General features: G+C 58.6%; 14 protein-coding genes. 5 read left to right on the forward strand and 9 right to left on the reverse strand.

All coding sequences use genetic code 11. From position 1 onward, the window contains the following. Positions 1-45 precede the first annotated feature (45 nt). Positions 46-1,563 carry an MFS transporter gene (locus ACYVG8_RS00425; RefSeq protein ID WP_028497781.1) on the reverse strand — a complete coding sequence of 506 codons (1,518 nt, stop codon included), beginning with the start codon at positions 1,561-1,563 and terminating at the stop codon, positions 46-48. An 87-nt stretch (positions 1,564-1,650) separates the two neighbouring features. Here ACYVG8_RS00425 and ACYVG8_RS00430 point away from each other — a divergent pair, with 87 nt between their 5' ends. After that, the gene (locus ACYVG8_RS00430) at positions 1,651-2,583 is read left to right on the forward strand and encodes a LysR family transcriptional regulator (protein WP_107890331.1); all 933 of its coding nucleotides are present in this window, start codon (positions 1,651-1,653) and stop codon (positions 2,581-2,583) included. Positions 2,584-2,607: 24 nt separating this feature from the next. On the opposite strand, the gene ACYVG8_RS00435 is transcribed toward ACYVG8_RS00430, so the two are convergent. From ACYVG8_RS00435 to ACYVG8_RS00465, 7 genes are all read right to left on the reverse strand, one after another. Continuing rightward, positions 2,608-3,234, reverse strand: coding sequence for a hypothetical protein (locus ACYVG8_RS00435; RefSeq protein ID WP_460744885.1), 627 nt, complete (start codon positions 3,232-3,234; stop codon positions 2,608-2,610). 129 nt (positions 3,235-3,363) lie between these two features. Further along, positions 3,364-6,756 carry an RHS repeat domain-containing protein gene (locus ACYVG8_RS00440; protein WP_460744886.1) on the reverse strand — a complete coding sequence of 1,131 codons (3,393 nt, stop codon included), beginning with the start codon at positions 6,754-6,756 and terminating at the stop codon, positions 3,364-3,366. Positions 6,757-6,798: 42 nt separating this feature from the next. Continuing rightward, complete coding sequence (locus ACYVG8_RS00445; RefSeq protein ID WP_460744887.1) at positions 6,799-7,776, reverse strand: RHS repeat-associated core domain-containing protein; 978 nt, start codon at positions 7,774-7,776, stop codon at positions 6,799-6,801. A gap of 54 nt (positions 7,777-7,830) precedes the next feature. Then, entirely contained in the window at positions 7,831-8,850 is a 1,020-nt protein-coding gene (locus ACYVG8_RS00450) for an RHS repeat-associated core domain-containing protein (protein ID WP_112692120.1), read from the reverse strand. A gap of 227 nt (positions 8,851-9,077) precedes the next feature. After that, on the reverse strand, positions 9,078-10,106 hold the full coding sequence (locus ACYVG8_RS00455; protein ID WP_107889452.1) for a threonine aldolase family protein: 1,029 nt from the start codon (positions 10,104-10,106) through the stop codon (positions 9,078-9,080). 118 nt (positions 10,107-10,224) lie between these two features. After that, positions 10,225-11,790 (reverse strand): MDR family MFS transporter, encoded by a 1,566-nt coding sequence (locus ACYVG8_RS00460; RefSeq protein ID WP_460744888.1) that lies wholly within the window; start codon positions 11,788-11,790, stop codon positions 10,225-10,227. Next, on the reverse strand, positions 11,787-12,227 hold the full coding sequence (locus ACYVG8_RS00465; RefSeq protein ID WP_051528607.1) for a MarR family winged helix-turn-helix transcriptional regulator: 441 nt from the start codon (positions 12,225-12,227) through the stop codon (positions 11,787-11,789). Before ACYVG8_RS00465 ends, ACYVG8_RS00460 begins: the two co-directional genes overlap by 4 nt. A 139-nt stretch (positions 12,228-12,366) precedes the next feature. Between ACYVG8_RS00465 and tadA the strand changes: the two genes are divergently transcribed. The 4 genes from tadA to ACYVG8_RS00485 are packed head-to-tail and all read left to right on the forward strand — an operon-like array spanning position 12,367 to position 14,465. After that, positions 12,367-12,900, forward strand: a complete 534-nt coding sequence (gene tadA / locus ACYVG8_RS00470; protein ID WP_107889449.1) for a tRNA adenosine(34) deaminase TadA — start codon at positions 12,367-12,369, stop codon at positions 12,898-12,900. Beyond that, positions 12,854-13,333: a L,D-transpeptidase gene (locus tag ACYVG8_RS00475; protein ID WP_028497774.1), complete on the forward strand. Its 480-nt coding sequence runs from the start codon at positions 12,854-12,856 to the stop codon at positions 13,331-13,333. Before tadA ends, ACYVG8_RS00475 begins: the two co-directional genes overlap by 47 nt. Further along, positions 13,330-14,025, forward strand: a complete 696-nt coding sequence (locus ACYVG8_RS00480; protein ID WP_084299730.1) for a L,D-transpeptidase — start codon at positions 13,330-13,332, stop codon at positions 14,023-14,025. The genes ACYVG8_RS00475 and ACYVG8_RS00480 overlap by 4 nt, the downstream gene beginning before the upstream one ends. 2 nt (positions 14,026-14,027) lie before the next feature. Further along, positions 14,028-14,465 carry a DUF2721 domain-containing protein gene (locus tag ACYVG8_RS00485; RefSeq protein WP_028497773.1) on the forward strand — a complete coding sequence of 146 codons (438 nt, stop codon included), beginning with the start codon at positions 14,028-14,030 and terminating at the stop codon, positions 14,463-14,465. A 16-nt stretch (positions 14,466-14,481) separates the two neighbouring features. Here the strand turns inward: ACYVG8_RS00485 and ACYVG8_RS00490 are convergent, their stop codons facing one another. After that, entirely contained in the window at positions 14,482-15,135 is a 654-nt protein-coding gene (locus ACYVG8_RS00490) for a hypothetical protein (RefSeq protein ID WP_112692125.1), read from the reverse strand. Positions 15,136-15,140 lie beyond the last annotated feature (5 nt).

A 15,140-nucleotide genomic window follows, 5' to 3' on the forward strand; every position in this document is an offset into this window, starting at 1 on the left:
CCACATCCGGTCCGGATGTGGCGTTTTTTCATGGATGGCCGGCAGTCAGTTGTAGACCCGCTGCCGGTAGACGATCAGGCCGACGATCACCGCCATCACCGCCAGCAACTGGTAGTAGTCGAGACAGGACATCAGCATCGACTGGCGATCCACGCTTCGCGCCAGCACACTGAGCGCCATCTGCCCGCCCGGGTCGTGCAGGATGCCATCCAGTTGCTCGACCTGCTGCCGGTACAGCGGGTTGAAGAGGCTGAAATTCTCCGACAGCCGGCTGTAGTGCACCGCGCCGCGCGACTGCAGAAACAGCGTCGCCAGCGTGATGCCGAACGACGATGCCAGCTCGCGGATGACATTCTTGCTCTGGTAGGCATGCGAGAACGTGCGCTCGTCCATGTTCATGAACGCGCCCTGTGCCACCGGACCGATAAACAGCGACATGAAGCCGCCGCCGAGCAGCATGGTGACACCGAACCAGGCCCAGGTCACATCCGGCGAGAAGCGGCTCATCAGCGCCGACGACCCGGCCAGAATCACCAGCCCGCTGAGCATGTAGACGCGGAAACCGGCCTTGATCCGCAGCAGCGTCACGTGCAGCAGGGCGCTGGCCAGACTGCCGATCGACGACAGCGCCGCCAGACCGCCGGTATTCAGGATGGTGAAGCCCAGCCCCTCATGCGCCAGCTTCGGCATGATGAAGCCGTTGGCGTTGACCACCAGATAGCCGAAGAAATAGCACATCATGCCGATCAGGAAGCGGGCCTGGAACAGCGGCCGGTAGTCGATCAGCGGCCGCGCGTGCCCCATCTGCCGGCGGCAGAACCACAGCACGCACAGCGCACCGGCCACCGACAGCGCCAGCAGCCGGCCGGACTCGCTGAAGAAGTCATAGCGTGAGCGCTGCAGCGCATACTGCAGGCCGATCCCGCCGACGACCACCCAGATCAGCCCGCCCCAGTGCGCCTGGCTCTTGTCTTCCGCCGAGCCGACCTCGGTCGGCATGAACCGCCAGCACAGTACGGCGACCAGCGCCAGCACCGGCAGCATGGACCAGAACAGGTCGCGCCACTGGCCATGGTCGAGCAGCCAGCCGGCCAGCAGCGGCGCCAGCGTCGATGCGCCCAGCAGGGCGATGACGAAGGCCAGCAGCGGCCGCAGCCGGCCCGGGCCGGCGACGGTATTGCACATGACCCGGCCGGCACAGAAGAAGGTCGCGCCGCCCGCGCCCTGCAGCACGCGCCCCAGCACGAATTCCGGCACATTGGCGGACAGGGCACAGACTACGGTGCCGATCGCGTACACCAGCAGCGACACCAGCGCAAAGTCGCGGTAGCCCAGCTGCTCGGCCAGCCAGCGATGCTTGAACAGCATCAGGATGGCGGCCACCGAGTAGGCCATGGCGGCGAAACTGAATTCTTCCGGTGCGGCGCCAATGCCGCCGACGATATACGAGGCGGAAAAATTGACCATGCCGTTCTGCAGGAACTCGATGCAGGTCAGGCTGGCGATGAACAACAGGAACAGCGGGCCGGGCAGCGGCTCGCCCGGGGAGGCTGGCTGGGTCATGCGATGGGGGCAATGGGGGAGAAGAGCCCGATTGTAGGAATATCAGCCCAATCACACCAATCGATGCGAAAGATTTACAGTATCGACATGGATAATATTCAACATGCGGACTTCCGCCGGCTGGACCTGAACCTGCTGGTCGCCTTCGACGCGCTGATGCAGGAGCGCAGCGTCAGCCGCGCGGCCGAGCGGCTGTATATCGGCCAGCCGGCCATGAGTCATGCCCTGGCGCGCCTGCGCGAGCTGTTCGGCGACGAGCTGCTGTTCCGCAACGGCGCGGTCATGGAACCGACCTCGCGGGCGCTGGAGCTGGCGGCCCGCATCCGCCCGCTGCTGATGCAGGCCGGCACCCTGACCCAGCAGAGCGCGTTCGATCCGTCGACCCTGAACAGTCACGTTCGCATCTCGATGTCCGACCCGCTGGAAGCCATCCTGCTGCCCGGGCTGATCGCCCGCCTGCGCGAGCAGGCCCGCGGACTGACGCTGTCGGTGCAGCCGTCGTCGGCACCGATGCAGCTGGAACTGCTCGATCGCGGCGAGATTCTGCTTGCGGCCGGTCACTTCCCCGAGCTGCGCGATGTGCATCAGGCCGTGCCGCTGCTTGATGTCCCCTACTACGGCATGTTCAATCCGGCCCTGGTGCCGCTCGGCGAGGCGCCAACACTGGAACAGATCCTGTCCGTGCCGCACATTCACACTGCCTACGGCGGCGACTCGCTGGGGATTTTCGACCGGGCACTGAAGCGCCAGGGCCTGCAGCGGCGCATTGTCGTGCGCAGCGCCAGCCTGCTGTCGATCCCGTTCGTGGTCAGCCAGTCGGCACTGTTCGCCGTGCTGCCGGCCATTGCCACCCGCCCGTTCCTGCACCACCGCGAGTTGCGCATCGTCCCGATTCCGCTCGATGGCCTGGCGCTGGCACTGCATGTTGTCAGCCACCGCCGCAATCAGGCCGACCCGCTGGTCGCCTATCTGGCCGGTCTGATCATAGACAGCGGGCGGGAGCTGTTTCCATCCAGCTGAATCACTGGCTTCTCCACACCAATTTTATTTAGTCAATACTTTATCGGAAAAGATGTAAGAAGCCCGGTTTTTCAAATCAAAGGTCAAGCCGTACGCAGTTTGTCCCTGAAAGTGAAAATTATAGTATCGATAGACATTAAGGGTTTCACTGCTGGGTGGAATTCTCCGTGAATATTTATCTATGGTTCCCACGGCCAGTAACGTCCCATCGGGCTGGCTCAGACAAGGCTGGACCCACTTGCCACCGTTCTTGTCCACATGCGTCATGTATAGCATATTGCCTTCAGCACGATGAAAAATCGTCAATGTGCCATCTTGTGGACTGGCGTTCGGTCTCTGCCACTCGAACAGAAGCACTCCGTCCAGGTAATAGCGCGCCGTATCCTGTTCCACGCCATTCGCGGCAGCACGCAGATAAATCAGGCGCCCACCGGCATCGTACCAGTTAGCCAGCGTCGAGCTGGTCTTCAACCATTTTGCAGTAACGGTCTTGACACCATCCTCCATGCCATAATCAAATGTTTTTATATTATAGCTGCCGTGGAGAACAAACTGCTGCTTGCTGACATGTCCTTCGTTATCATTAGTAAAAGCAACGGCATCCGGAAAATAGCTTGTAACAGTCTGACTATTATTGCCAATCTGTAACAACTGGTTGTTGGCATTGTAGCGATAAACAGCATGATTGTAACCATCACTTGTTTCGCTATTGATCTGCGATATATTCCCGGCATGGTCATACAGGAATGACTGGGAAGCAATGGAATTACCGAATTGATCCTAGCAAACCAGGTTTCCCGTCCGGTGCCAGCTGGCAAGTTGTGCGCGATCATTATATGCAAACGAATCCACCCAGCGGGTTCCCCCTCCTCCCAGGCTGGAAGTATACTTCGCCTGCAGCAACAAACCATGGTGGTCATAATTCATGGAAACCGCCATAATCCGCCAGAGCTTGCCGGCTACCGTACCTGCACTGCCCTGCCTCGGTGGAGGCCCCAGCTTCCATTCGGTATGGTTTGTCCTGTTATAATTCCCGTACCCATAATTAATGTCCATGGGTATCCGTTCCAAACCCGGCGAAACGATTCGTGCAGAAGAACCGCGGATATTTCTGATATTTCCATTTATTTCATCACGCATGATAGTTGCTTCGCACAGCAATGCGCCATGCATCGACCAGCTCATCTTCCGTGTCAGCCCCTGCGAGTCATACAGACAGTCGATAACAATCGTGTGTGCCGGCGGCGTCACAGGAAAAGAGAACAATGCCCGCAGCAGCAGGCCTTGCACGGAGCGAGGGGTCTGGACGGAATAGGATCCGAATGCCAGACCGGCCCATCCACCACTGCTGCCGTTCTCGTTGTTGAACTCATCATAGGAAAACGTATGCGTATACTGGTCAGCGCGATGACTTTTCAGCAAGCGGGTACGAATATCATACTCATAAATCCTTGATGCCGATTCCGTACCATCGGCATTGCTGACATCCCGTCTTGTAACATTATCAAGGACGGCATCGTATTGATAGGCCCAGGTTCTTCCGTTGGAAATCTTCACCGTTGACGGGCGAGAAAACATGGCTGAACCAGCATAGTCATATGAGGTACTGACCCCATCCACAATTGAGGATTTCTGCCGTCCCAACCCGTCAAATTCTCGAGTTCCGATCACTTTTTCGTCGATGGCAATCATGCATACTGACTCATCCAGTAAATGAGGGGCGTAAGTCATCGTCTGCCGCCCGCTCGATGACCCTGTTCTGGCCACGGGGCGATCAAATGCGTCATATTCAAAAGATTCGGTTTCCCGGGCTGTTTTGGCATGACGGATCAAGCGTAAAAAAGCATCATAGAACAGGGTTTCGGTCACATCCGCCATCTCCTTGCTGGCTGGACTGCAGATTTCCCGCTTGCTTAGCTCGCCATGGGCATCAAAACAGGTCAGGGTTTTGACGTCACCAGGCTGATGAACCTGCTCAATGGAAAATGTCCCGTCTTCCATTTGAAAAAACTGATAGTCGTCAGAAGAACACCCCGGTTTTTTCATACTAACCAATTCATCATAGACATTATAGTCCGACAGGGTTGTTTTCGAAAAAACCTGCTCTCCTGCATAGTCATATTGCGTTTCTTGTATCAGCTGACCAATTTCGTTATAGATAAAACCGGCCATCAAATAATCCAGCGCCTTTCCATCCCGAATGATATTCACTTCTTTTTTAACCACATGACCGGATCCATCCCGGACAAGGGTTTCACTGAAAGCATCTGTTGTACTCCTGGTGACCTGCTTGCCGGATTGCCACTGATACGTGACATGCACGGTATAACCGTACGGTCGCCCCGGCGCATAAACGGTCCTGATGGTACGCCCGATCTCATCATAGCCATACTCGGTGATCACACCATTTTCATTAACAGCTGACTGAACAAGCCCCGTGGTGTACGCACGCGTCACCACTTCACTTTTGGTCACTTGATCCCAGCCGACAATTTTTTTGGTGACAGACAGCTGTCTGGTATTTTCGTTTCGCTGGTAAATAAAATAAAATATCGTTGAAAAATAATCATCAGTCGTCAATGATTTGATACTGGATATTTTTTTTAATGGTGCACCATAGCTACCATAAGTATGGCTGACCATCGACTGTGCCACGAAAGTGGCCGTACTTTCATTTTGCAGTGCAAACTGTTCGGTTTTCACCATGACCAATGAAGTCGCAGCAATGGATTGATAAGTGTAGCCAAAAATTTTTCTGGGATAATCACCAGATCCATTGCCTGAAGATATAATCCTTGTTTTAATATAATTGACAAATCCATTTGGATCAGCAGGGCACAACACTTCCCCGTCGCCATTCTTCTCACCCATCACGTCATAATATTCATACCACTCTTTCATTCCATTTTCATCAGTGAATTGAACGAGATTGGCAAATTGATCATATTGACAGGATGTCAGCCGTGAAACGTTACAAGGTGTTCCGGCACGATCACTGCCGGTGCTCACATGGACATTCAAAACAGACAGCATGAAAGTCGATGATTGCGCATCAATACCCTTTCCAGGAACCAATGCATATCCGTATGTGCTGTATTTTCTGCGCGCGGCGCCATCTTCCCTGCCTGGACGAGGAAAACATTTCACAAGCAGATAGAATTTATTATAATGAAACTCGGTAATCTTGGCCGGCAGAGCCGCATTCCCGATTTTCTCGGTTACTATATACGTATAGTCATCCGGTCGGGATTCCAGATTGTCGGCATCAGAAATCCATGCCGGGCCGTCAGCCCCCCCCAGGTAATTCTTTTTTCCATATTCATACGCAAAGTGTACCGCATGCTCTGCTGACTGACGGGAATCAATGAAATCAACAGCCCGGACATCCTGTTTCAGCCCCGATGGCTTTGGCAGGCTTTTATAAGAAATGATATCCTGTTGAACATAATTAACCCAGGCATCCCATTTTATTATTTCCAGATAACTGTCGTTATGAATCGCATACTTCATGCGGCACAGTGATGGCCCTGAGCGAATGGCGACGCCAGTCAGCTGTTCAACACCACTGCTATCGCAGGTAAAGTCCAGCAGCGAGTCCACAACCGATACAGTATGAGTTTTCCCTGTCGCTGTCGTCGCAATTGTTGTCGTAACAAGATTTACGCCTCCATCATCACTGATCACAAACGAAGAATCACTGTTCCAGGCCAGATTGAGACCGAGACCATTGGGCAGTTCAACCCGGGTCGTTCTCCCGTTTTCTATTGTTTCAATGATGCCTTCTTTGCCTACCAGCTGGTATTTATCAGGATTTGCAGAGATTTGTTTGAAATCAAATGTCAATGTCCGCTTGTATTTCAATGTCGCGATGCCATCCTGATCTTCAATCAACTGATAGCGCGCCCCGTTGGAGAGGACCAGTGTCTGAATGGCGTTATTATTTTCATCAACCTCGGCATCGATATGAGAAAGATTAAATTCCCAGCCAACACCAAATCCATAATTCAATGCATTGAACTGGTTGAAGCGAAGGGCTAGCGAGATTTCAGGCCCCTGCAATTTATTACCTGATACGCTGGCCACCGGGATATGGCGAAGATACATTCCACTACATGGATCAATGCCATTTTTCGTCCAGTCCATCAGGCTGAAAATATTGGAATAGAACAGCATACCCCCCCTACCTGATATAGTATTCTGACCGGCGTTGGCTGGTTAAATAATGATATTAAAATTTTGCATCGACATGACAGAATTTGCATGCGAGGAATTCTGAAAACTGGACGGGGCCGTAAAAAACACATGTTCTAGCGTAGATGACGAACGCAATGAGCTGCCCAATGACCCCCCTTCGCGCAACTGCTGCAGAGATGACATGCCGCTATGGTTTCGTGCTTCCATCAAAAACCAGTTTGATGCCGACTTTGAACCGGCCAGCCCAACCAGGGATTCTGGATTTGAAGCCGTGCGTGTCATCCCTGAAAATCCGCTCATGCCGGAAGAGACAGACCGCCTGGACGAGGTCAACGTACTGCGGCCGCTTTGTGCGGCGAGTGCTTTGGCAACGGTCCTCGCAGTTATTGCCCCCCGTAGTGCAGCCAATTGGCCCAGGACGAGAAATACTACGGACACAATATAAAAGCCGTTGGCAACCCTTATCAGGGTTGCGGACAATGCAGGATTATCATCCTGGGCGAGCGCACCCACAATTTGCAGTACTCCCCCTGACAGCATCAACGCGCCAGAGAGGATTGCAGACCAGAGGACAATTCCGGCCCCCCCGGCAAAGAGCAATATGGTAAACCCCAGAAAAACCATCAGCAAATTACCCAGGCCCAATATCAAATTTTGCCTCACATCAATGTTACTGATATCTGCGTAGCCTGACGGATCGCTTCGGTTGACAGGATCTCCCGAGCAGAATCCATATGGATTGACACCGCCTATTGAAAAAGGGCTGAAAATGTCCTGACTCAGGAAACGCCCATATGCCGGATCGTAGCACCGTACACCATGACCAAGAAGATATAGCTGACAGTGGGGCCCTACCCAGACAATCCGTTCTCCATGCATGCCGATGCAAGGCGGAACGCTGTCGGCCTTGACCCCGCTGGATGCTTTCTCTTCCTGAGTGGCGATCCGGTCAGGCTTTTTCCTCTGCGGCGGGCGGGAAAAACGAAAAGGAGGCATCATGTTTCTCCTGGAAAAATATTGGCTGCACCCCTGACTGTGCAAAAAAGCATTGCGTCAAAAATGCATCAGCCCACCCAGCTTTGCATCAAAGAACAGAAGATCAAATCCCCTTGCCGGATCAAATCGGCGGATGCCATACAGAGAACTGGTTCCGAGCGCAATGACTTCTCTGTTCAGCCTTCTCGCCAGGAGTGCAGCATTTGCGTGGGCCCCGTTCTTTGCTGCATGGCAGGACATCAGATAAAGTGGCGTACGGCTTGAGCTCAAACGATAAACCTCCATTCTGGCCAATTCATTAGCCCAGACATTGACCGGCATATACTCCCCACTATATCCCTGCAGAATGCCTGGTCTGCCATGCGTCGCCACCAGAGAACCTTGTTTAAAATCTGTGGCAAACAGAAAATCTATTGCTGGCTTATCACTGGATTTTGGACTGAAATTATTTTTGATATAGCCGCTTGCCACTCCCTTGAGATAATGTCCCCTCAGCTTGGCATAGCTTGCTGCCAGCGGCATGGGCAGCCCCAGCAGAATGGAGGCAATGCTCAGCCCCAGCGTAGTCCACCCCAGTGCACGCGACAGCACTGGATCAACCTCCTTCACAAGGATGGATACAATTCCATATACCCCGGCTGTCACGCCCAGCGCCAATGAGCTGACCGCAAGAAACAGTCCGACAGGCAATAACGAAATTGAAAATACGCCAAAGGTGGCCAGACTCAGAACAATACCCAGAACAGCGAGTGCAATACCAAACCAGTCCGCAGCTGAGACATAGCCGGATGGATCACTTCGATTGACGGGATCGCCCAGGCAATAGGCATAGGAATTGGTGCCAGCAATGGAAAATGGGCTGAATGGATCCTGGCTCAGAAAGCGCCCGCACTCTGGATCATAGCTGCGGGCACCATTACCAAGAAAATACAGCTGGCAGCGCTGTCCCACCCAGGTTATTCGCTCGCCGTGCAAGCCCACAGATGTCGTCAGGGCACCTCGAACCGGCGCAGTGCCCTGCCTTGCCTGCGGCAGCAACCGGCCGCCTGAAGTCGGATTGGTAGAGGCAGAAGGCATGATATTTCCATGCTGGAACCGTCAGCACATGATCAGACCAGGCTCGCAAAGAGTGACAGGAAAGTGTGCATGCGATTTTTAATAAGGAAAATCAGAAAACACGCAGCCCGGAAAGAAAGCTGGTGGCACTGTGCAGTGATTACTCTTCTGCTTTATAGGTGAGTTCAACCTGTGGCAGGGGCCAGCCGACGAATGGGGAGCCCGTTACTGAAACGGGCCCCCCCCCTTTATACCGTCAGCCCCGACTCGACTGCAGTAGCCAGCTTCGCCACATCTTCTTCAGTGATCTGCCAGTGGGTCACGAAACGCATCATCCCGTGTTCCGGCGGATTGGCCCTGATCCCGTGCGCCGTCAGTGCCGCCATCAGCGCCACGGTGTCGACTTCGGGGGCGAGGCGGCACCAGACCATATTGATATCGAGCTGACCGCGCATGACCGAAATACCTGGCAGGGCATCGAGCCGGGCCGCCAGGCGGCGGGCGTTCGCGTGGTCCTGGTCGAGTCGCTGCGTCATGCTGTCCAGCGCAATCAGCCCGGCGGCGGCCAGGATGCCGACCTGACGCAGCCCGCCGCCCATCAGCTTGCGCTTGCGTCGCGCGGCAGTGATGAAATCGCGCGAGCCGGCCAGCATCGAGCCGACCGGCGCCGCCAGCCCCTTGGACAGACAGATCATGACCGAATCGGCATGGGCGGCGACCCGGGCCGCATCGACCCCGAGCGCCGTGGCCGCATTGAACAGCCGCGCGCCGTCCAGATGCACCGGCACGCCGAGGGCATGGGCGTGGGCCGCGATGGCGGCCATATTGTCCAGCGGGATGACGCGTCCGTTCGAGTGGGCGTTTTCCAGACAGACCAGCCCGGTTTTCGGCTCGTGGATATCGTCGGTGCAGCGGAGGCGCGCGGCGACCGCCGCCGGATCGAGTACCCCCTGATCGCTGGCTAGCGTGCGCAGGTTGACACCGGCAATGACCGCGGCAGCGCCGCCCTCGTGCCAGACGATATGGCAGTCATCGCCGAGCACGACTTCGTCGCCGCGCCGGCAGTGGGTGAACAGCGCCAGCTGGTTGCCGAAGGTGCCGGACGGCACGAACAGCGCCGCCTCCTTGCCCAGCCGGGCCGCGACGCGCGACTCCAGCTCGATCACGGTCGGGTCGTCGCCATAGACGTCGTCGCCGACCTCGGCGCGCGCCATCGCGTCGCGCATGGCAGGGGTGGGATGGGTCACGGTGTCACTGCGTACGTCGATCCAGCGCATGGCAATCGGCCTCTTCGGTCAGGAAAGGCATCAGACTAGCATGCGGCCCGGCACCGATCAGCCCGCAGGCCGGACGACATCTCCCTCCCGCGCGCCGGGTCCCCCGGCCATCGTCGTCTCAGGCCGGGCTGTCGGTCCGCCGGTCTGCGAACGGCGGCAGGCGCCGGCTGATGGCAAAGCTGATGCCGGCGATCAGTACGCAGCCGGCAAAGGCAAGATGGATGCCACTGACCAGCCCGAGTCGCGCCTGTTCGACCAGTGTGGCGGCATCGAACCCGCCCGCATGCGACAGCGCAGACAGCGTCTGCAGGTCCTGGGCCCGCACCAGCAGTTGCGGGCTGTCGAACAGCTGCGTCACGCGCGCATCGGTGACCCCGCTGCCGGCCAGTGCCGCCCCGATCTCATGCCCGTAGCGCACATTGACCAGCATCCCGGCCAGGCTGGCGCCAAACATGCTGCCCAGCGTGCGGTTGGTCTGGATCAGCGCCGAGGCAATGCCGGTATCCTGCCGCGTCACGGCCGACTGGACCTGCAGCGTCAGGTTCGGCAGCTGAAAGCCCAGACTCAGCCCGCACAGGCCGAATACCAGCGCCAGCCATGCGACCGGCGAGTCATGCTCGAGCGTCACCAGCAGCGCGCAACCGGCCATCAGACCGAGCAACCCCCACGAAATCAGTTTTTCCGGATGCGCCAGCCGCGGCATCAGCCGGCCGTTGATGATGCTGCCGATGGTCACGCACACCAGCAGCGGCGTGACCAGCAGACCGGCCATTTTCGGCGAGAAGCCAAAGCCGCCCTGCAGCAGCAGTGGGGCATAGAACACCAGCACGAACATCGCCAGCCCGGTCAGCGCGCTGATCACGCACAACTGGCGCACGGCCGGGGTGGAGAACAGGTGAGCGGGAATCACCGGCGCACGGCTGCGACGCTGGTGGCGGACGAAGACCGTGCACAGCACGATGGCCGCAACCACGATGGCCCAGTACAGCGGGTTGCCGAAGCCCAGCGTCGCCCCCTGCTCCGAGGCCAGCAGCAGCCCGCACATCGACAGTGTCAGCAGCAACGCACCGCCCCAGTCGATACCGGCATCGTCAGCACGCCGATGGACGATATGCGGCAGAAAGATCCACACCACGGGCAGCGCCAGCAGCGCGACCGGCAGGTTCACGTAGAACACGCTGCGCCAGCCAAGGTGCTCGGTCAGCCAGCCGCCCAGTACCGGCCCCATTGCCGTGGCAATGCCGAAGCTCGCCGACAGCATGGCCTGCCAGCACACCCGCTCCAGCGGCTCGGGAAACAGGTCGCTGACGCAGGCGAAGGCGGTACCGGCCAGCATGCCGCCGCCAATCCCCTGCAAGCCACGCGCCAGCACCAGCTGCAGCATGCTGTCGGCCATGCCGCACAGTGCGGAAGCCAGGGTGAACAGCACGATCGCTGCCAGCACCAGCCCCTTGCGGCCGTGCAGGTCGCCCAGCCGGCCGGCAATCGGAATCATCACTGCCGTGGTCAGCAGATAGGCAGACGCCACCCACTGGTACAGGGCGAAGCCCTGCAGCTCGGCCACCACGCGCGGCAGGGCGGTGCCGACCACGGTCTGGTCGAGTGCAATCAGCAACATGACCAGGCAGATACCCAGCATGGCCGCTACCGACTGCGAGCGGCTGCGCACCGGACTGGCACTCATGATTCACCTCGTGCCGCCTGGCCGGTTTCGAATACCTGCTGCAGGATATCGAGCGCATCGTGAACGGTGTCGCGCGCCGTCGGCGGCACGCGATCGAGCAGGGCGCCGGCATGACGGTCGAGCTCGGCATTGATCCGCGCCGCCTGCTCCTGGCCGGCCGGGGTCAGCGTCAGCAGCACGCCACGGCGGTCGGTCTCGCTCGGCTGGCGTTCGACCCAGCCCTGGGCCACCAGCCGGTCCACCGCCCGGCTGATCCAGCTTTTTTCCCACGCGCCAATCCGGCACAGCGCCGCCTGCGAAATCGGCCCATGGCGATACAGCCACGACAGCATGCGGCTCTGCGCCGGCTGGCCGAACGTCGACAACGCCTGTTTCTGTTCATTGATGAAAAAACGCATGACATTGCGCAACTGGGCAATCTGCCTGTCGTCAGCCATCCGGCTTCTCCCGACGGAACCAAGAATGACTGCAATGTAGCCGTAAAAGTTGTCTTTAGCAACAATAACGCCAGTAATCGATGCCACGACGCCGACGGGCGGCGCGTATAATTGCCGGATTCTCACCGCCGATGCCGCCATGACCCCCGCCCTTCCCCACGACGAATTTTTCATGCGCCAGGCGCTTGAACTGGCGATGGAAGCGGCTGCACGGGGCGAAGTGCCGGTCGGCGCCGTCGTAGTGCTCGACGGCAAGGTGATCGGTCGCGGCTCCAACGCGCCGATCGGCAACAGCGACCCGACCGCACACGCCGAAATCGTCGCCCTGCGCGCGGCCGGCGAGCGGCTGGGCAACTACCGCCTGCCCGGCGCCGAGCTGTACGTGACGCTGGAACCGTGCGTGATGTGCACCGGCGCGATCCAGCATGCGCGGATCGCGCGGGTGATTTTCGGTGCCCGCGACCCGAAAACCGGCGCGGCCGGCAGCGTGGTCGACCTGTTTGCCGAACCCCTGCTGAACCACCATGCGGACGTCACCAGCGGCGTACTGGCCCAGACCTGCGCCGACATGCTGTCCGATTTTTTCCGTTCCCGGCGCGCGGCCCAGAAGGCGGCGCGGAGTGCCCATGCAGATTCGCATTGTTCTTGCCGACCAGACCCTGACCTTGCTTGACGACGCGGGCGCACTGGTGCGCCGCTATCCGGTCTCCACCGCTGCGCGCGGCGCCGGCGAGCAGTCCGGCAGCTTCCAGACCCCGCGCGGCCGCCACCTGATCCGCGCCCGGATCGGCGCCGGCCAGCCGGCAGGCGCCGTGTTCAGGGCGCGCCGACCGACCGGGGAGATCTGCGATGCCGCCAGTTATGCCGCCAATCCGGACCGCGACTGGATCCTGACCCGCATCCTGTGGCTGTCCGGCTGCGAACCGGGTCGCAACCGGCTCGGCAAGGTCGACACCATGCGCCGCTATGTCTATATCCACGGAACCCCCGACGAGGTCGATATCGGCAAGCCGGGCTCGCACGGCTGCGTGCGCATGCGCAACCATGACCTGATCGACCTGTTCGACCGCGTACCGGTCGGCACACCGGTGGAAATCATCGAATGAATGCCGGTCTGCCGCTGGCTGCCGCCCTGCTCCTGGCCGCCGCCCTCGCCCAGGCGGCACCGGCCGATTTTGTCGATGCACAGCAACGCGTACCGTTGCTGGCTCACGCGACCAATCCGCGCAGCCCGGACAAACCGTGGCTGCGGGTTGACGTCGCCGGCCAGTGGCTGACCCTGTACGACGCCGACGGTACGCCGCGTCGCCACTACCGTGTCTCCACGGCCAGCAATGGCGTGGGCGAAACCGAAGGCAGTTACCAGACGCCGCGCGGCTGGCACGTGGTCTGCGACAAGATCGGCGACGACGCACCGGCGGACACCATCATCTATCGCCAGCAGGTCACCGACTGGCGCTACACACCGGCGCTGCATGCACAGTATCCGGACAAGGACTGGATCCTGACCCGCATCCTGTGGCTGTGCGGCGTCGAACCGGGCCGCAATCAGGGGGAGCGCGACGACGGCACCGTGGTCGACAGCTACCGCCGCTTCATCTACATCCATGGTGCCGGCGATCATGTACCGTGGGGAACGCCAAGCTCGAAAGGCTGCGTGCGCATGTCCAGCCCGGACGTGATCGACCTGTACCGCATCGCCCGCCCCGGCCTGGAAGTCCTGATCGATGCCCCGCACGACCCGGCGCCCCTGTCCGCTGGCGCGCCTTCTTCCGACCCGCTGCACCAGGACCCCTGACAATGGAATTGTCCCTGACCACCCCGGCACTGCTGTTCCCGGCCCTGTCCCTGCTGCTGCTCGCCTACACCAACCGCTTTCTGAGCCTGTCGGCGGTGATCCGCAACCTGTACGACCGTCACCGGGAAAAGCCCGATCCGCGCCACCTGCGCCAGCTCGACAACCTGCGCCGCCGCGTCGAACTGATCCGGCAGATGCAGACCGCCGGCACGCTGAGCATTCTGCTGACCTCGGTCAGCATGACCTTCCTGTTCTTCGGCCTGCACCTGGCCGGCCTGATCGCCTTCGGCATCTCGCTGGTGCTGATGTGCGTCTCGCTGGCGCTGTCGGTCATGGAACTGGCGATTTCCGGCGATGCGCTGACCATCCTGCTCGCCGACCTCGAACAGATCAGCGGCGAGGACAAACCGAAACCGCGCCGCTGGCTGCGCCGGCCGTAGGAACGGCCCCCCGGTCTTATTCCTTGCGTGCAGCCCCCAGCCGGGTTTGCGAAAAACGGTTTACCTGCGTCCTGAAATGCCGATAGGAGTCCAGCCCTTTCACAGGGCCATTCGGGTCAAGATCAAAGGTCAGCCGTGCCCGCATGTCAGCAAAACGCCCCTTGAATTTTTTCAGCCGGCTGCCTTGTGTCTGGCTGGCCTCGCAAAGCGCCTCACACAGCAACTGCTTGCTGTCCCGGACTTTCTCCAGTCTTGAAATACCGGGGATACACTCAAGGCTTCCCTTGTAGCCACTATTGCCAGCAACTCTCTTGATGGCTTCCGCATCTGCCAGCAACCAGGTTTCCAGCATCGTAACCGGGATAACAGGGATAATCCGTTCAGCCGCCAAGATACCGAGCGCGGCACGCCATACTTCCTGCTCACGAGTCTCAACACCGACATTATCAGCATCACGGTGAACAAATATCACATCACTATTCGGATAGTGCCTTGCCAATGCCATAAGTTTTTCTCTGACAGAACGACCAACAGCGGGGCTGAACAGGCTGAGATCGGGTGCTTCACCACGCACCTCAGTGAAACCTTCTTCAATTAATACGCTTCCAATATGTTCAACCAGACGCAGATCGGAGCTGCCCTCTCCGGTAAGAATGAAGCTTAATTTCATATTTT

The sequence above is a fragment of the Microvirgula curvata genome (assembly GCF_054781615.1).